15 protein-coding genes are annotated in these 19,042 nt (G+C 40.3%); 8 read left to right on the top strand and 7 right to left on the bottom strand.

Annotated features, from left to right (window positions below):
• Positions 1-9 precede the first annotated feature (9 nt).
• Complete coding sequence (locus MSBR3_RS08555; RefSeq protein WP_048107539.1) at positions 10-879, bottom strand: geranylgeranylglycerol-phosphate geranylgeranyltransferase; 870 nt, start codon at positions 877-879, stop codon at positions 10-12.
• Between the two features lie 684 nt (positions 880-1,563).
• Here MSBR3_RS08555 and MSBR3_RS18900 point away from each other — a divergent pair.
• Positions 1,564-3,483, top strand: coding sequence for a PGF-pre-PGF domain-containing protein (locus tag MSBR3_RS18900; protein WP_155396768.1), 1,920 nt, complete (start codon positions 1,564-1,566; stop codon positions 3,481-3,483).
• Positions 3,484-3,660: 177 nt separating this feature from the next.
• Here the strand turns inward: MSBR3_RS18900 and nadA are convergent, their stop codons facing one another.
• Both nadA and MSBR3_RS08540 read right to left on the bottom strand, forming a co-directional pair.
• Positions 3,661-4,575, bottom strand: coding sequence for a quinolinate synthase NadA (gene nadA / locus MSBR3_RS08545; RefSeq protein ID WP_048107538.1), 915 nt, complete (start codon positions 4,573-4,575; stop codon positions 3,661-3,663).
• Positions 4,576-5,015: 440 nt separating this feature from the next.
• Positions 5,016-5,831: an aspartate dehydrogenase gene (locus MSBR3_RS08540; protein ID WP_080942254.1), complete on the bottom strand. Its 816-nt coding sequence runs from the start codon at positions 5,829-5,831 to the stop codon at positions 5,016-5,018.
• Positions 5,832-6,167: 336 nt separating this feature from the next.
• On the opposite strand from MSBR3_RS08540, the gene nadC reads away from it, so the two are divergent.
• From nadC to MSBR3_RS08505, 7 genes are all read left to right on the top strand, one after another.
• Positions 6,168-7,001 carry a carboxylating nicotinate-nucleotide diphosphorylase gene (gene nadC / locus MSBR3_RS08535; RefSeq protein WP_048110231.1) on the top strand — a complete coding sequence of 278 codons (834 nt, stop codon included), beginning with the start codon at positions 6,168-6,170 and terminating at the stop codon, positions 6,999-7,001.
• A gap of 447 nt (positions 7,002-7,448) precedes the next feature.
• Complete coding sequence (locus MSBR3_RS08530) at positions 7,449-8,279, top strand: GNAT family N-acetyltransferase (RefSeq protein ID WP_080942253.1); 831 nt, start codon at positions 7,449-7,451, stop codon at positions 8,277-8,279.
• 500 nt (positions 8,280-8,779) lie between these two features.
• Positions 8,780-9,991: an iron ABC transporter substrate-binding protein gene (locus MSBR3_RS08525; RefSeq protein ID WP_048107537.1), complete on the top strand. Its 1,212-nt coding sequence runs from the start codon at positions 8,780-8,782 to the stop codon at positions 9,989-9,991.
• A gap of 475 nt (positions 9,992-10,466) precedes the next feature.
• Complete coding sequence (locus tag MSBR3_RS08520; protein ID WP_048107536.1) at positions 10,467-11,675, top strand: iron ABC transporter substrate-binding protein; 1,209 nt, start codon at positions 10,467-10,469, stop codon at positions 11,673-11,675.
• Positions 11,676-11,696: 21 nt separating this feature from the next.
• On the top strand, positions 11,697-12,767 hold the full coding sequence (locus tag MSBR3_RS08515) for a FecCD family ABC transporter permease (RefSeq protein ID WP_048107535.1): 1,071 nt from the start codon (positions 11,697-11,699) through the stop codon (positions 12,765-12,767).
• Positions 12,764-13,567 (top strand): ABC transporter ATP-binding protein, encoded by an 804-nt coding sequence (locus tag MSBR3_RS08510; protein ID WP_048107534.1) that lies wholly within the window; start codon positions 12,764-12,766, stop codon positions 13,565-13,567. The genes MSBR3_RS08515 and MSBR3_RS08510 overlap by 4 nt, the downstream gene beginning before the upstream one ends.
• 863 nt (positions 13,568-14,430) lie before the next feature.
• Complete coding sequence (locus MSBR3_RS08505; protein WP_048107533.1) at positions 14,431-14,913, top strand: hypothetical protein; 483 nt, start codon at positions 14,431-14,433, stop codon at positions 14,911-14,913.
• Between the two features lie 404 nt (positions 14,914-15,317).
• Here MSBR3_RS08505 and MSBR3_RS08500 read toward each other — a convergent pair whose 3' ends face one another.
• The 4 genes from MSBR3_RS08500 to MSBR3_RS08485 form a co-directional block, all read right to left on the bottom strand.
• Positions 15,318-15,776, bottom strand: coding sequence for a 30S ribosomal protein S15 (locus MSBR3_RS08500; RefSeq protein WP_048107532.1), 459 nt, complete (start codon positions 15,774-15,776; stop codon positions 15,318-15,320).
• A 327-nt stretch (positions 15,777-16,103) separates the two neighbouring features.
• Positions 16,104-17,405 carry a hypothetical protein gene (locus MSBR3_RS08495; RefSeq protein WP_048107531.1) on the bottom strand — a complete coding sequence of 434 codons (1,302 nt, stop codon included), beginning with the start codon at positions 17,403-17,405 and terminating at the stop codon, positions 16,104-16,106.
• Between the two features lie 224 nt (positions 17,406-17,629).
• A complete protein-coding gene (locus tag MSBR3_RS08490; RefSeq protein ID WP_230627985.1) occupies positions 17,630-18,127 on the bottom strand; it encodes a hypothetical protein in 498 nt (165 codons plus the stop codon).
• A gap of 160 nt (positions 18,128-18,287) precedes the next feature.
• Positions 18,288-19,040, bottom strand: coding sequence for a hypothetical protein (locus MSBR3_RS08485; protein ID WP_052723336.1), 753 nt, complete (start codon positions 19,038-19,040; stop codon positions 18,288-18,290).
• Positions 19,041-19,042: the final 2 nt, after the last annotated feature.

The raw sequence follows: 19,042 nt of genomic DNA, 5'->3' as shown, positions 1-19,042 counted from the left end.
CGGAGAAATTTATACCCCGGCGATAAAAGCAATAAGCGCAAAGAACATTGCAATCTTGAACATTTTTGAAGATCTGGTAGGATTGTTGCGAGCAAGAAGCTGGTAGATTGCTGCAAGAAACCCCAGATCTGCCAGAAGGATAAGGTAAAGATAACGCAGGCCAAGTACTGACAGAACATAAGGGAGAGGGCTCAAAAATACTGCCAGAAACCCTATAAGCACTGCAAGGTAGCTTGCTTTTTTTGCTCCTACTCGAAGAGGCAGAGTATCTGCTCCTTCAATTTTATCCCCTTCCATGTCCTCAATATCCTTTACAATTTCCCTGGCAGTAATCGCAAGGGCTGCAAGCAGGAAGAGTATAAAAAGGTCTTTGAGTCCTTCAAGCCCAAAAACCGAGGCTCCGAATAAAAAGCTTGAGCCGGTAAGGTAGCCTATGCTCAGGTTTCCTAATAGAGGAGTGCCTTTGAGAGTTTTTGCGTAGAAGATGAGTAGAAGGGAATTAAATAGTGCAATTAACCCGCAAATTGGGTTGATTGAGAAAGCCAGAAGAGTCCCGAGGGTAAACAGGATATAAGAAAAATAAAGTGCTTCTTTTAACTTCATCCTGCCTGATGGAATAGGCCTATCTGGACGATTGATTGAGTCTATCCTGACATCAAAATAGTCATTAATGGCATTTCCTGCGCCTGCAACCAAAAATACGACCATAAACACAAGACCTGAAAAAAAGAAAGGAAATTTTTCAGGGCTATAAAAACCGGGGTCATTGGAAGCCAGGATATTAAAAGCTATCAATGTTCCGATTACGGCTGCAAAACCTGCCATGAGGCAGTTTCCGTATCTTATAATCTCCATATATGTGCGTATGCCTGCGGACATCACAACAAAGCAGTGTTATAAAGTATTAAAGGTATCGGATTTTCTTTCCCGGGTTCTGCTTCGGTAGACTCTGGTGTACTTTTCGTTCACTTCGTTCACTCAAGATTGCTGATATGATTTGATATGATTTGATATGATTTGATTTGATTTGATATGATTTGATCTGATATAATTTGATATGAGTTGATGTGATTTAATATTGGTGTGATTTAATGTGAGTTGGTGTGATTTAATATGAGTTGATGTGATCTGATCCATTCTTTTTTGGAAAGATTACTCAATTTATATATTATATACTATATAATTTAAAGAGTATATTTACTGAAAGGATAATATTAAGTAAAACAAAGTTTTATGTCTTGCCGTTCTTCCCTTTGATATCTGTTAAAGGTTGACCAGTTTCAAAGAGGCAGGCAGATATAGTTAGTGATCCTTGACCCTTTAATCAGGTTCTGCTTCTGTCACTACCAGACTAGAAAAATTGGCTTGGAACAAAGAGTATGTCTTAGACTAACAGCTTATTGGAGAAAACCTACTGAATTAAACCACTGGATATTGTTTCTGTAAATTAGATGATCATTTATCAATAATTTACTGGTGTACAGATGTTTCTGTTTACAGACTGTGGGAGGAGGCAAATAAAAAATGAAAGCCGGTTTTTGTAATTCATTATTTTATATACTATTGATAACGCTAGTAATCCTTGGAATGGCTCCCGGTATGGTCCATGCTCTAGGAAATAACGGAAGCTCAGTCTCAGATAGTGGAAGTTCAGATACAGGAGATTCAGTCTCAGATAGTGGGAGTTCAGATACAGGAGATTCAGTCTCAGATAGCGGAAGTTCAGATGCAAGAGATTCAGTTTCAAACAGTGGAAATTTAGACACGAATACTGAAGATTCAGACACAAACAAAGTGGATTCAGGCTCAAGTGATGGTAGTTCGGATTCTGGCTCAAGTGACGGAAGTTCAGACTCTGGTTCAAATGACAAAAATTCAGGTTCCGGCTCAAGTGACGGTAGCTTAGATTCAGGCTCAAACGATGGTAGTTCGGATTCCGGCTCAAGTGATAAAAACTCGGATTCCGGCTCAAATGATGGTAGTTCGGATTCTGGTTCAAGTGATGGTAGTTCAGATTCTGGCTCAAGTGACGGAAGCTCAGATTCCGGCTCAAATGATAAAAACTCAGACTCCGGCTCAAATGATGGTAGTTCGGATTCTGGCTCAAGTGATGGCAGTTCGGATTCTGGCTCAAGTGATAAAAACTCGGATTCCGGCTCAAGTGACGGAAGCTCAGATTCCGGCTCAAATGATGGTAGTTCGGATTCTGGCTCAAGTGATAAAAACTCGGATTCCGGCTCAAGTGACGGAAGCTCAGATTCCGGCTCAAATGATGGTAGTTCGGATTCCGGCTCAAATGATAAAAATACAGATCCCGGTTCGAGCGATGATAACTCAGGCACTGGCACTAACCCGGATAATGGGAATTCGGATTCCGGTTTAGACGATGGCAATTCAGGCACTAATCCGGATGATGGGAATTCGGACTCCGGTTTAGACGGTGGTAGTTCAGATACTAACCCGGATGATAAAAGTTCCTCTACTGATTCGGATGACGGAGATTCTGGTAAAGGAGATTCAGACTCAGGCAGCGGAAGTTCAGATAACAAAAAATCGGATACTGGAAACTCAGACACCGTAAGTTCAGGTACAAGTACGGATACTGGAAACTCAGGCACTAAAAGCTCGGATATCGTAAGCTTGAACAGTGGAAACTCTGATACTCATAGTTCAGATAACACAAGTTCAGACACCAAAAGTTCAGGTAACACAAGTTCGGATACCGAAAGTGCAGATAATAGCAGTTCCGATACTGGAAATGAGGATTCGAATTCTTCTGATGATTCAGGTATGAATCTTGTTTCCAGCGAGCCTGCAACCAATATTGCTGTTAAGGAACTTTCAACCAGGAGTATCGTGAGTGATTATCCTATCCAGTTCGATTTTACAAAAAATGCCACGTGCATTGTAAATATTGAATTTAATCCGAAGAAAACATTCCGAAAAACAACAACAGTTGTAGAAGAACTTAAAAACAGATCCACTCTTGTCCCGACTTCTCCTGAAGGTACAGTATATAAATATGTGAATATCTGGGTAGGAGATAGTGGAGCAGGGCTTCCTACTTCTATTAAAAGCGGATTTGTAGAGTTCAAGGTTGAAAAGGAATGGATCAAAGATAATAATATCAGTAAGGCTCAGGTAGTCCTGCAAAGGTATGATAGCAATTGGCAGCCTCTTTACACGGAAAAAGTTAGAGAAGACGAAAATTACATTTACTTTAAATCGGAAACTCCTGGCTATTCCTTCTTCGCAATAACGGAATACACAGGGCAAAATATAATGAAAGTTAGTGGGGCAGGAAAAATACAGGAAACCCTGAGAAATCTTGGAAGCGAAGGAAAAGCAGCTCTTTATGGAAATGCAGGAAATGGAAATAGTAAAATAAAGAATCCAATGGGAACAGCCAGGATATTTATGGCAATTTCCTTACCGCTCTTCATGATTCTTGTTGGATATGGCATATTTAAGAAAAAGATATGAGAAAAACGTACAGATCTGAGAAAAACGTACAGATAGAAAAAGATCTAAGAAAAACGTACAGATCTGAGAAAAACGTACGTTAGATGAAGTATGTGAGATTTCTCACCTGCTTCTTACTACTTTTCCCATCATTGAAATTAAGTGGATCTCACATACAAGATTTTAAACGCCAGATGCTCATCGAATTTTTACCGCGAGCATCCGGTCAAGTGCTTCTTTTGCCCTGATTCTCACATCATATGGGACAGTGACTATATGCTGGAGTTTTTCAAGCGATATCAGGATTTTCTCAAGATTTACCATTTTCATGCTCGGGCAACAGGCAAATTCCGAAATGCAGTAGTATTTCTTTTCGGGAGCTGCCTTATGTAGCCCGTGGAGGAGTCCGCATTCCGTACCTATGATGAACTCTTTTGCAGGAGAGTTTTTTGCATATATTATCATCCCTCGCGTGCTTGCTATATGGTCTGCAAGCTCCAGAACCTCGGGGCGGCATTCGGGGTGTGCAATAAACTTTGCTTCAGGATGCTTTTCCTTCATTTTCAGGACATCCTCTCTCAGGATCTGATGGTGCGTTGGGCAGTGCCCCTCCCAGGGAATTATTTTTTTGTCAGTCCGGGCTTCAACATAGGCAGCCAGGTTTTTATCAGGCACAAAAATTATCTCATCAGCTTCCAGAGAATTTACTACCTCTACGGCATTTGCAGACGTACAGCAGATGTAAGACTCAGCCTTGATGGCAGCCGAACTATTAACATAACAGACCACCAGAGCATCGGGGTGCTTTTCTTTTTCTCTTTTAAGACCTTCAATGTTCACCATGTCTGCCATGGGGCAAGTAGCATCGATTTCGGGCAAGATTACTGTTTTTTCAGGACAGAGAATTGCAGCGCTTTCTCCCATGAAATGAACGCCACAAAAGACGATTATATCAGCAGTCTGACGGACAGCCTCCTGGCTAAGCCCAAGAGAGTCTCCTACAAAATCTGCAATATCCTGAACCTCAGGACGGGAATAGTAATGAGCAAGAATAACTGCATTTCGTTTTATTTTGAGTTCTTTGATCCTTTCTATTAGCTCTGCTTGCTGCATGGGACCACCGTATGTTTTTAAAGTAGAATCCGGAAACAAGGATCCGGTCTGATACTGAAGATCAAGCTTAAAATAATCAGTTTATATAATAGGTTTTAACAGGCGAATAAACGTAAAAAGGAGTGCAATGTAATGGAACTCCATCCAGCGCGCTCTTTTTGCACGATGCCATTTACTTCTGAGAGCTTACGTCTTAACTCTCCCGCACTATATAATATTTGTGAATATCATTTGTGAATATCATTTGTGAATATCATTTGTGAATATCATTTGTGAATATCATTTGTGAATATCATTTGTGAATATCATTTGTGAATAATATTTTTTGTGAACTTTCCTAATCGCCGTCCGAGTCCCACACTCCATTTCAAAAAGTGGCTTACCTTCAAGCTTTTTCAAAAAGGCTTGCCCACAAACTTTTTGAAAAAAGCTTTGTCTATTCAGGTGCCGATCTGGACCGGACTCAGGATCTTTTTCAGGGTGGAAATTGCAGAAAGGGCGGCAAGATAACTGGTTTTCGGGTTTTCCGGGGAGGGGAGGTTTTCAACTCTTGTAGAAAGTTTGCCAAATTCGCCTTCTACAGTTATCTCATGTACGTTTCTGGACAAGGCAGGGTCAGCGATTACTCTTACTTTCGTCCGTTCAAAACCTATGCCTGCCAGGCTTATTGTAGCTGCAACATTGACATTTGCAGGGAAGGCTTTGACTGCTTCCGCGGCAGGTCCTTCAAAAAGCAGGGTTTCTTTTTCTATTGTTTCGAGCTTAATTCCCAGAGCTTTAACATGGGGAGCTCCAGCGAGGCCCATAGGTGGTTTTCTGGTAGTAAGGGTAACTGATGAGATTTCCGCTGCTGAGGCGGAGTTTATTCCATCAATGCCAGCAACTGCACCTGAAGGGAAATAGAGCTTGCAGTTATTCTGCTTTGCAAGTGTGAAGAGCCTTTCTCTGAGTTCTTCGTCCGCAAGAGCGCCTACACTCATAACCATCACATTACGTCCAGCTTCAAGAGCTTGCGGTACTATTAACCTGACAGCTTTTTGAGAGGCACATTCTATAACAAGATCTACATTTTGCAATAGTTCTTCAATTGTCATTGAGGTCGGACTATACTTTTTCAGGGAGGCTGTAAGTTCCTGGACTCTACTCTCAGAAGAGTCACAGAGGGCATACAACTCTGCATCAATAATTCCTTTATCAATAGCCTTGCAAATCTGTCCGCCAATAAATCCGCAACCAATAACTCCTATTTTCAGCATTTCAGGCTCCTGTAAATAATCAATAAACCTTGATCTAACCAATAAACCTTGGTCTAATCAGTAAATCTTGATCTAACCAATAAACCTTGGTCTAATCAGTAAATCTTGATCTAACCAATAAACCTTGGTCTAATCAGTAAATCTTGATCTAACCAATAAACCTTGATCTTTAGATTTTAGCACCCGGCTTTAAAAGCCTGAGGACCAGGTACTGTATTTCTTTCCCTCTTTTAAAGCCTTCTGTTGAGACTATTGAGATTTTTTCTTAATGGGGAAACCCCAAAATGTCCGTATCTCTTATAAATTGTGGCAACATAAAATAGCATGGTAAAAATTATGCTTATAAAAGAGGTTGAAAGCTTTATAGAAGAAGATCTGGGATACGATGATGTCTCGTGCACTATTGTGCCTGACAGACCTGCAGAAGCTGTTATCTTCACAAAAGAAGACTGTACTGTTGCAGGGATTAAAGAAGCCGGATCAATTTTTTGCTATCTTGGGATTCAGGCTGAAACCACTCTTAAAGACGGGGATCGCCTCAAAGAAGGGGAAATAATTTTCAGGCTAAACGGAGGAGCAGTATCTATTCTCAGGGCAGAGCGACTGGCTCTGAACTTCCTCGGACACCTGAGCGGGATTGCTACCCTTACACGTGCCTGCGTGGATACGGTAAGAAAATATTCCGAAACTACAAGAGTTGCCTGCACCAGAAAAACCACTCCAGGAATAAGGAAGTTCGAAAAGCTGGCTGTAGCTTCAGGTGGAGGAGATACTCACAGGTTCAATCTCTCGGACTCTGTTATGATTAAAGATAATCACATTAAACTGATGGGAATAGAAGCCGCAATTGAGGCTGCAAAAAAAACCAGCTTCACCAGGAAAATTGAAGTCGAGGTCGAATCTTCAGAAAACGCAGTGCTTGCTGCAAAACTGGGAGCCGATATTATAATGCTTGATAATATGCAGCCCAATACTATCCAAGAAACCCTCAAAATACTTGAAGGAAAAGGGCTTAGAGACTCAGTTATTGTGGAAGCGTCTGGAGGAATTTCCCGGGAAAACCTTGAAAATTATGCAAAAGCAGGGGTAGATGTCATATCTATGGGCTCCCTTATTCATAGATCAAGATGGATAGATATGAGTCTGGAAATTGTCAATCTCGACATATAAAAGCTACTCCTTTTTTAATTTTTAAAATTTTATTTATATTTAGTGTTTTAGAAATCACAATTAGCCATACTATTTTCCAGAAAATTATTGGTATTTAAGAAGTAATCGAAAAATTAGTTAACTATATGTAATATTTTATTCTTAGTAAATAGAGAGAAGTAACATAAGAAAACACCCCAAGTGTTAAATTAAATATAAATTATTTTGTATGAGTGCTTGCCTTTGTCCTGATCGCAGCATCAGAACATATAAGTGAATCCTCAGCAGGTACAGCATAATTTTTTCTGTAAAAGAATTTCAGTTCTCAATTTTAATCGTAAGATTCCCACAAATTCGCCTATACTCATGAACTCGCCTATACAATAAGATGAATATTGGGCTCCATAATCTCTAAACCCATTGGAACTGGATGCACTAGCTTGTCCTCGAACAAAGTGTTAGGATGTGATGAGAATACATAATCTCAACCAAGCTCTCGGGCATGCAGATAGATTAATTCCCTTGAAGGGAGGAAGGGATCATACTCACGGAGGAGGGGAAGTCATCACTCCTCAAGTAATCGAAGAGTTATCCATGAATGCGTGGCCTGCCTTGCAAACCATGTTGTATGACGGATGGGTACTGCGCTATTCAAAGGGATATACAAAGCGAGCCAACAGTATCAATCCAATCTATCCATCCACCCTTAGTATAAACAAAAAAATTGAGAAATGTGAAGCACAATTTCGTTCATTGAGTATTGATGTGGTGTACAAGCTGACCGCCTATACCCGACCGGAAAATCTGGATAGACTTCTGGAAGAAAAAGGCTATGAAAGAAAGGATGAAACAATTGTCAAGGTAATAGAATTACTGGATTTCCAGGAGCCTGTAATGAAGGACGTAGAAATCAGAAACATTCTGACGAAGCAGTGGCTTGATGCCTTCTGCCAACTCTTAAAGGTCAGCGAAAAGAACAGGTTGATTCTACAGGATATGATCAACATCATAATCCCTGAAAAGTACCTGTTGCTTTTAAGACAGAACGGAAAAGTTATCGGCTGTGGGATGGGCGTCATTGAAGACGGTTTTGCAGGTATATATGAGATAACTATAGATCCGGAGTTAAGAAGAAAAGGCTATGGTAGACAACTTATGCTGAACATGCTGAAATACGCATATGAGAGAGGTGCCAGGAAGGCTTATCTTCAGGTGGTTGCAGCAAACATACCTGCAGTGCGGTTATATGAGAACTTAGGATTTAAGGAAGCATATCGATATTGGTATAGAATAAAGTAAACTGCCGTTGAGCTAAAGGTTGAGCATTTTATACTTTGCATATAAAAAGGAACGGTGCGGACAAGTAGAAAAGTTGTTTTTATTTCATAAAGGCTTATTTTATTTTACAAATACTTCTTTTATTTTACACATAATTACAGGTTCCGTAGGGCAAGGGTACATCTCCAAAAGCATAGTTGGATACGAAGGAGAGTATCCACAGATTTTTGGTGTTTACTCTGGTCAGCTCTCATTTTTCTTCTTCTAGTGGAAGGTATAGACTAAAACTGTATCAATCAAAAGAGTTCAGCAGCTGGACATATTGCAGTCACGATAACAAGGACAATAAATTCATGCCAGCAATTTAAACTCCACCTTCGGCTAATTTTATCCATAATTTAATCAATAAATCATAATAGATAACACCGTTTACAAAAAATTATTGAAAATATATGAATCAATGGGAAAATTTAGTTACTTTTATGTAATACTTTTCCAGTATCAAGTTAGAGGAAAGTAACATGAAAATATTCTCTAGTATTAAACTTAATAAAGTTATACTCATAGGACTGCTCGTTGCTGTCCTGCTTGCTAGCTCCGGGTGCACGGACAATTCCGAATCTTCAGGTGAGGTAAAAGATGCGGCTCCGGCAGAATCTTCCGAGGCAACAGTGAGTGGTGGATTGGAAGAGTCCGCCGGAATTGCAATAACTGATGGTTTCGGAAGAGAAGTTACCGTACCTGAGAATACAGAAAAGGTAGTCTGCTCAGGAGCCGGATGTCTACGCTATCTTATATACCTGCAGGCTCAGGACTATGTGGTAGGGGTTGATAGTATAGAGAAAGAGAAAAGCGAATTCGAAGGACGCCCTTATGCCCTTGCAAATCCGCAGCTCAAAAACTATCCCTTGATTGGAGAATTCAGAGGCAAGGATGATCCTGAAAAAATAATTGCCATCAACCCTCAGGTCATCCTGAAAACAGGCACAAACGGCCAGCCGACAGCAACCAATAGTGCTGATGCCGATGCGCTTCAGAATAAAACAGGCATTCCTGTTGTCATGTTCCCTTACGGGTCTTTAAAGAATGAAGAGCAGAAAGCTCAAATGTATAATTCACTTCGGATAATGGGTAAGGTAGTAGACAAACAGGAAAGAGCAGAAGAGATAGTCAATTATATCAATGCTACGATGAAAGACCTTGAAAACAGGACTGCGGACATTCCTGAATCCGAAAGAAAAACTGTTTATGTTGGAGGAGTGAGCAGTGCAGGAGCTCATGGAATAATTTCTACAGAACCTGCTTATGCGCCATTCCTCTGGGTGAACGCAAAGAATGTCGCAGCCGGAATGGGCACAGATCATGCCGATATTGCCAAGGAGGCACTCGTAGACTGGGATCCGGAGTATATATTCATTGATGTTGGAACCCTCCAACTTGGTAATGAAGGAGCAATTGGCGAGCTAAAGAATGATACGTCTCTCGCAGGACTCTCGGCTGTAAAGAATAAAAAGGTCTATGGAGTGATTCCTTACAACTACTACAGCACCAACTATGAATCCGTGCTTGCAAATGCTTATTTTATCGGAAAAGTGCTCTATCCGGACAGGTTTAAAGATATCGATCCGGAAGCAAAAGCCGACGAAATCTATACCTTCTTCCTGGGTAAACCTTTATACTCCGAGATAAACGGACAGTATGGCAACCTTGGGTTCAAAGCGATTCCTATATGATCAGCGTATAAAAAGTATATTATGCCAATTTAGTAGTTCCTCAGTTTAGTATTTCCAAAGATTACGTGAAGTAATTTTGAGTGAACTCCATAAGTTAAAATTACTTCAGGTCCAGAACTCAATTGCTTCGCGTAGTTTTTATCTGCTTTTTATTATTTTTACTCTGGTTTAGTTATGTTTTTATCTCGTTTTTTTAATTTTACTTCCTTTTTTGTTTCATTTTCACAGGATTAATTTTTCACGGAGTTAACTTTTAAAAGCATTAATCTTCCAAAGAACAGTCACTACCCTGGGTTTTCATTTTCAACAATTAAAAACAAGTCGGTTAAGGTTACACCATAAGTTTATTCTTATCTGGTTTTAAAAATCACAATAGTTCATCAATTTTAAAAAATTCATTAGATTGGATATTAACTAAGGTAATTTAGTTAATTTTATGTAATACTTTTACTCTTTGATCATAGAGGGATGTAACATGAAAGTTAATTATAATAACAAATTATATAAAATTATTTTTATAGGAGTTCTCATTGCTGCCCTGGTAGTAGTTTCAGGATGTGCGGACAAGTCCGCATCTGACAAGAATCAGGAAGGATCGTCTCCATCAGAAGCCTCAGAAGTTTCGGGTGCTGATAAGGCAGTAGAATCCGGAGAGCTTACAATCGCGGACGGGTTTGGTAGAGAAGTCACTATACCTGAAAGTGTAGAACGGGTTGTTTGCTCAGGAGCCGGGTGCCTGCGCTATCTCGTATACTTGCAGGCCCAGGACCATGTAGTAGGGGTTGATAGCATGGATCAAAAGAAAAACGAACTCGATGGACGCCCTTATGTATATGCGAATCCCCAGCTCAAAAATTATCCCCTGATTGGAGAGGCCAGGGGTAAAGATGATCCTGAGAAAATCATCGAGATTAACCCCCAGGTTATCCTGAAAGCCAGTATGATTGGACAGTTAGCAGCACCTACTGCTACTGAAGCCGACGCTCTTCAGGACAAAACCGATATCCCTGTGGTCTCATTCCCTTACGGTTCTTTGAATAATGAGACACAGAAAGCTGAAATGTACAATTCACTCCGGGTAATGGGCAAGGTAGTAGGCAAACAGGAAAGAGCAGAGGAAGTAATCGATTACATCAATGCTACGATGAAAGACCTTGAAAACAGGACTGCGGACATTCCTGAATCCGAAAGAAAAACTGTCTATATCGGTGGGGTTGGATTATCTGGGGCTCATGGAATAATCTCTACAGAACCTGCTTATGCGCCATTCCTCTGGGTGAATGCAAAGAATGTCGCAGCCGGAATGGGCACAGATCATGCGGATATTGCCAAGGAGGCACTCGTAGACTGGGATCCAGAATATATATTTGTTGATGTTGGAACCCTCCAGCTTGGTAATGAAGGTGCAGTTGGCGAGCTAAAGAATGATACGTCCCTCGCAGGGCTCTCGGCTGTAAAAAACAAAAAAGTCTATGGAGTAATCCCTTATAATTTCTACAGCACCAACTATGAGTCCGTACTTGCAAATGCTTACTTTATTGGAAAAGTGCTCTATCCTGACAGGTTTAAAGATATCGATCCGGAAGCAAAAGCCAACGAGATATACACTTTCTTTGTTGGTAAACCTGTGTTCTCAGACCTGAACGGACAATACAATAATACGGGCTTTAAGCAAATTCTGTAATAAGATGGAGGGTACTAACAGGTGCATTTCGCCAAAGGAGCAGTTCCGGAAGATTATCTTGCATACATACGCAGAAAATACTTCTGGATAATGGGGGGGATTCTATTCCTCTTCATTATGCTTATTTACTCAATTTCGGTAGGAGCGGTAACAATACCGCCTTACGAAGTGCTTCAAACCATAACAGGGCACAGTGTTTCTACAAAATGGGACTCAATAATCTGGAACATCCGTCTCCCTCAATCCCTGGCTGCAATAGTCGCAGGAGCCGGACTCTCAGTTGCAGGAGTCGCGATGCAGTCTATCCTGCGTAATCCTATTGCATCTCCTTTCACGCTTGGGATCTCAAATGCAGGGGCTTTTGGAGCTGCAGTGTCCGTTGTAGTTCTTGGCACAGGGAAAGTACAGTCCACAGTTGCAAATGCCGTGATAATCAATAACCCTTATCTGACAACAATAGTAGCCCTTTTCTTTTGTCTCCTTGCAACAGGAGTGATCCTGCTAATCTCGAGTATACGGGGTGCTTCCCCCGAGGTAATGGTACTTGCAGGAGTTGCGCTTTCTTCCATCTTTACCGCAGGTACGGCATTCCTCCAGTACTTTGCTGACGATACCCAGCTTGCAGCAGTAGTCTTCTGGACTTTTGGCGATGTAGGAAGAGTGAACTGGCTGGAACTTAAGATAATGTCAGGCGTTGTTCTGCTTTCAATTATATACTTCATTGCCAATTGCTGGAACTACAATGCTATAGATGCCGGAGATGAAACTGCAAAGGGACTCGGTGTCAATGTTGAAAGGATAAGGTTAACAGGCATGGTAATCGCAGCCTTTGTTTCTGCAGTACTTGTTGCATTTCTTGGGGTTATAGGGTTTGTAGGGCTGGTCTGTCCTCATATGGTCAGAAGAGTGATAGGGGACGACCAGCGGTACCTGATACCCGGTTCTGCCCTGTTTGGGGGAATTCTGCTTCTGGCATCAGACACTGCTGCAAGGCTCATAATATCACCGTATGTGCTTCCCGTATCTATCCTTACTGCTTTCATGGGAGCGCCTGTTTTCATATACTTACTTCTTAAGGGGTATAAACGATGATTCTCTCAGTAGAAGAACTTGAATTCTTGTATCGCAACCGTAAAATTCTCCATAAAGTAGCTTTTTCTATCGAGGAAGGAGAAATTGTAGCAATCCTTGGACCCAATGGGGTTGGCAAGACTACGCTCTTAAAGTGTCTTAACAAAATTCTTCGCCCTAAAGGAGGAGCAGTTCATCTTGATGGAAATAACCTTTTTAACCTTGGAACAATGGAGATCGCACGCCTTGTCGGGTATGTTCCCCAGCGGGTAGAAACCGGGAGACTGACAGCTTTTGATGCAGTCTTACTCGGAAGAAGACCCCATATCAAATGGGATGTTACCGAAAAAGACCTTCAAATAGTCGATTCGATCTTCAAGTTACTTTCCATGGAAAAACTCCGCCTTGCATATATCGATGAAATGAGCGGAGGGGAACTCCAGAAGGTCGCAATTGCACGTTCACTCGTACAGGAACCTAAAGTCCTTCTCCTTGACGAACCTACAAGCAGCCTTGATATGAAAAATCAGGTTGAGATCCTTGCCATTATCCGACAGATTGTTTTAGAGCATAGAATTGTGGCTGTAATGACCATGCACGACCTCAACCAGGCTCTCAGGTATGCAGACCGGTTCATTCTGCTTAAGGGAGGAAGAATTCATGCCCATGGAGGAGTTGAGGTAATCACTTCCAGAGTAATCGAAGAGGTTTACGGCCTACCAGTAATTATTGGAGAAGTTGCAGGCATGAGGTGTGTTGTCCCTGGTAGCCCGGAATGGGACTGTACACGCAACCAGTCACAAAAAGCTAGACCAATATAAATGTATAATTTAAAGAGAACAGATAGTGCAGTTTTATAAATTTGTGGTGACACCAAATAATTTGGAGTACTACCAAATTTTAAAACAAGTACCCCTATTTCAAGCATGTTTATAAATCCAGACTTTAAAACTTACCTCTTGATTACGATATGACATAATAATTCCCTTAATTCTGTTCACTAATCCAAATAGAGAAACGAACCACTGAAAGTGTAACAGTCCACAAAAATTTTCCCCGAATTGTGTCTAGAAATCACAGGAAATCGGAGATTTTCTAAAGGTTGCAGTGTAATTGCAACAGTAAGCAGTTCTTTTTGCTTCGCTCAAGAGAACTTGTTTATGGATATATTTTTTCATATTTTTGCCCTCTGTTGTTACGAGTTTTAAGTTAATTCTCCTTTTTCTACCAGTACTTTTTTTAAAGATCTAAAGACAAGGTAAAGACAAATGTAAAGACAAATGTAAATAATTACGTCAATAATGGTAATCAATAGCTCGCAGTCAGTAAAGTTGGTGTATAATGCAAAAATTACATTAAAAATTTGATAATAACACAAATGATTATATATTAGATTAAAAATAAGATCGTAGGGGAAAAATTAATGATCAAATATAGTTTAGCCTACAAAAACTAGCTTATTGATACTGATTTTGACAATAATAGATATCTGGGGGCTAACGACGAAAAACAAAAAACATAATCAATAGCAATGATTAAATAAAAAATCAGCCTAACGGATCTCCATGATAGAGAACAACAACACATGAGAAAAATACTCAATCTTGTACAATCTCTAAAGAATAATAAGAACATGAAATATTTCAGAAAAAAATTTCCGAGAGAGAACTAAGGAACTGAAAATATGAGTTTTGACATTTTAAATCTAAAACCTTTTAATGAGGAGATTAATACACTTACTAAAGTTAAAGCCGAGTTTGATTTTAAGCTTGATAATGAGATTGATGAGCTTGTCGAAAATCCAGATTTCAAGTCCAGTGTTCTGAGAATGTACAAGGCCATTGACGAAAACATCTTAAAGGATTTACATCACTATCTTGAAAATGAAGACGTAGAATTAAAAGGAGCATTCTGCTATTATTACATAACAGAAATGGGAATGTCTCAATCAAAAGTCTGCGCTGCGGTCGGATTATCCACCCATTACTATCGAGAACTTCGGGATCAGCATGAAGCTGAATGGAAAAAATTCGCTATTGAATTGAAGAACTGTGAAATTCAGGAACACACAGCCTATCTTGCTTATACTACCATCTGGAATTTTATAAACATAGACAACATTCTTGTGGATTTAGATTTGGATTTTGGTTTATTAGCAGAAGAATAACAGATAACTTCAAAGGATTAACAGAGTCAGATTGATCCCAGACTAGCGCTTACAAAAAAGATCTAATTCTCCAGATCATAAAGTAGCTTAAAATTAACAAAACTACTCAAAATAACATTTCGCTTAAAATTAACGAAACTACTCAAAATAACATTTCGCTTAAAACTAACAAAGCCACTCAAAATAACATTTCCGGAATAATATAACCGTTTCTCCGCCATTAAACGCAATAAAAATGTACTCGTAGAAGCAAATACACCCATAGAAGTGAAATCTTGGCGATAAAAAATCATGAAATAGTGGATGATCCGTTAGAGTAAAAGAAGAAGTACGGTGATTTTTAAAAAGTAAGTTTCGGTGGTTTTGCAGAATAGGCAAAACCGACCTGAAGGGATTTCCAAGTTTTACCTGGTAATCATCATTTCTGCAGTTTCAGGCTTGTAGAACCAGTCTCTTGGGAGTACTTTTTCCTGCTTGTAGTATTTAACAAGCCTTCTGATCTTGGATTCAGTAAGGTTAAGAGCACGCTTGTTGTGGACATCTTTCTTGTTAATAGAAAGGTGCTTTCTGAGCCTCAGGGCCTTTACAATCAGATTTGTAAGGTCTTCGGGAACGTTCATAGCAACGTTGTTTTCCTTAAGAATAGTTGTGATCTTCTTGCCTGTGATGAGCTTTGCATCAGGAACCCCATAACGGTCCCTTAAGGTCATTCCTATTTCAGAAGTAGATACACCCTGTTTCCAGAGGTCAAGGGTAATTGAAGTAACTTCTTCTGCGCTGATCTTGCACCACTCAGGCGATTCGGTTCTGTTGGGCCTGGATGAAGCGGACTTGCCTTTTCTTTTAGTATGCATTTTTGCCATAATATTTCTCCTGATATCAATTGATCGATGCCCTGAAGAGAGCTCTTCCGGGCTGAAGTTATATCTTTACCGACTATAACGGACCAACACATCGATCGGGAGATTCTAATCCGTCACAGCAAACTGCTGTGTGACTTTTCAGGAATCCCTGGAAAAGCATGAGTTTTTCGGTAAAAACATCACTAGAGAACGCACCATAACATATATAGTTTGTGTCGGGACAGGAAGGCATCTGGTTTCTTCCAGATTGAAACGTTTCAGTGATGCACTTTTCCATAATCATATGTTTCAGTGATAAGCATGTTTTCCATAAGCATATATTCAAGTTTATGAGGCAGAGTTCCAGAAGATCAAAACTATTCTCGCCCCTCCGGGATTTATCTGCCTGTTAACGGACTCGATATGTGCATCACGAAGAGCTCGGGCTTCCGTAAGATTTTCAGCTTCAAGAATGGAGTAAACCGTTTGGTTGATCTCACCTGAAAATTCAGCTTCAAGTCCGGACTGAATTTCACTTTTTATGTATTCTGTCATCAGGTCTTCAAGTAAAGAGAGGTTAGTTGTTGATGCATTTTCAGGAAAAACACTTGAATTGTCTAGAAGTCCGGTTCTTATTAAATCTGAAAGATATGCCGTAAAAATCTCTTCGCCGGAGTTTTCCTTTAAAGGATTTTCAGAGATTCCATATAGAAGAGTCTGAAAAGATTCCTCATTTTCCTCCCCGAAACCTGATCCGAAATAATCCGATGGGAAGAGCAGCCCGGTAACTACCTCTGCACCTTCCAGAGCTGCTGCGTCAAGCGAAGCATTAAAAGCCTGGAAGAGTATCTTGCTGGCTTCTTCATCTGAGGAGTTTAGGGAAGTTTCAAGCACAGAGTCATTAACAGAATCAAGCAGTGCAGCTTTTGAAGGAGCACTGTCGTAAAGAGGCATGGAAAGCTTTGTACTTTGCCGGATTGCATTTGCAGGAGGCTTTTCCCCAATAATAAGCTCGCTTTGTGCAGGAAAAACTTCCACTGGATGCCAGTAAGCCTCAAACCTGTAGGAGAACCTTCCTGCAACTTTTTGGTCCAGATATGCTGAGATAGTTTCTGCATTCCGGGAAGAATAATTTGTAGTAAAAGGGTTAAGGAAAACCGAAGAATCATTACTTGTGATAGCAAGAGAAATGGCAAGATATTCCGCAACCAGGTCAGCAAAAGTCCTGTGTTTCTGTTCTTTTCCGAAGAGGGTATGAGAAGAATTTTCCACAACCGACTTTTCAGGTATTGATATATTAAGAGCTTCAAGAGGAGAAATCTCATATTCGAAATCTTCAAGTTTACAGGAAACCAATGACTCAAGCAGATAAACATCAAGTTCTGAAGAAGTGACATATCCGGCCGCATAGTATTGTTTTTCTGTTTGCATGGAAGGCATTAGCAGGATGCCTGCAAGTGAAATCAGAACAAGTAAGAAAAGGGCATCAAAAACTGTGAAATAACTTGAGCATTCTGCAATCAACTTACCTTTTTCCCTTTGGGATTTCCAGAGAGTTTCAGAAATTATTGGATTTCTGACGTTCTCCTGTCCTTCTGGTCTTGGTTTTCTGCTCCTTTTTATGGGCTCTCCAGTTTTCTTACTTTTCATATAACCTCTCATTTCATACAATCTCTCATTTTCGTGCACATATTTCTCATTTTCAGACTCATTCTAATTTCCTTTAAGCTCTTCTAACTTCTTTCAAGCACTCCTAATCTCTTTTAACATTTTTTGACTTCCTCTAGGGCTTTCTAGCTTCCATTTACTTTTTCTAATTTCCGTTCTGGTTTTCCAACTTTCATTCAGCTTTTTCCATTTACTGATTCCCTTTTTCAGTTCCATTCTGTTTTATATATCACGACAGTAAGCATACCAGAGATAGATTCTGCAGGATTCAGTTCTATTATAACGGGTACGGAAGCTGCAACTTTTTCCAGGTCGTCAGCAAAGGCTTCAGGATCGATGTTGTCCGGTGTGATTCTCCATTGCCACTGATCGTCTCCTGTCCGGACTTCAACCAGGAACCGATAATTCCCGGAGTAAGCTGCAAAAAGCCTCGCTCTTTTACTGACTCCGTCCGGTCCCGAAAGTGTGTCAAGTGAAGCTGCCGAAATCAAGCCTGAACTTTCCGTTTCCAGAGCAAGAGCATCTGCCAGGTTTTCGGCAAGAAGAGATGCGGTTTCGTAATTTTCAAGAGCAAAAGAACGGTCTTCGTATCCAAGATAAGTTTGTGACATCAGGACTGCGAAAACCATAAAACCTGTCACTGCAAGGGCTACGGAGAGTAGGTCGGTATGAGGTTCAAGTACTCCGCGATCGTCCCTGAACATTAACATACAAGTTTTCTTTACGGATTTTAAGGCATCTTTGAGCCGAATTGTGGCTGTGAGTCTCTTTTTAAGCAGAACTTTGAGTAGATTACTAATAAACATAGAATTACTGATAAACAAAGAATTACTGATAAACAAAGAATTACTGATGAACAAAGAATTACTGATAAACAAGGACGCATCCAAAAGTAGAGATCCCCTCCTCATCTTTCACATAAATTAATTCTTTCTTTAATGAGATATTTTCACTTGGGTCCAGGACTGCTTCTTCGGTCCCCAATGCCTGAAGGAAAACCTTAATTTCAGAATGATTGGCTGTAAGAGGAGTTTCCTCGTTACCTGGGGCTCCAAATTCTGCACTGAGTTTTTCATGCAGGATAGATTCGTTAAGAGGCAGAACCCTGAAGGCAAAGGGTTTTACAGCTCTGAAATTACGTTCCCCTAAGTCGGCTTCCAGACAGACATATTCTCCAGAAACTCGTACCTTTATATCTTCCGTAAAAGGTAAATCCCTGAAAATTTCCTGTTCACTGAAACAATAGAAAGACTCGTGAGATTCATTCAGAGCACCCATACGTCCACTCTGGAGTTCCCCCTGAAATCCCTGTTGATCTCTGGCCTGATAATTGTCTGATTCTAAACCTCTTAGTCCTGAGTCATCTGAAACATAACTATCTGATTCTGAAGTGCCTGATACGTAACTTCTTGATCCTGAACTGCCTGAAGCTACTTCATCTACTGCGGTTTTAAAGTCCAGAACCAGAAAATCAAGTTTTTCTCTGGTTTCGAGTTCCTTAAATCCAGCAATGAGATTACAGAGTGCTGCAAAAAAGATAACACTTGCAAGAATAAGTGCCGATTTTGATATTAGAAAATCGGCCCATGCAAGGTCATCGCGAGCAAAATCCCTCACGG

Source organism: Methanosarcina barkeri 3 (assembly GCF_000970305.1).
GTDB lineage: Archaea > Halobacteriota > Methanosarcinia > Methanosarcinales > Methanosarcinaceae > Methanosarcina > Methanosarcina barkeri_A.
The sequence above is the reverse complement of the archived record's forward strand: the minus strand, read 5'-3'. Positions and strand labels throughout refer to the sequence as shown.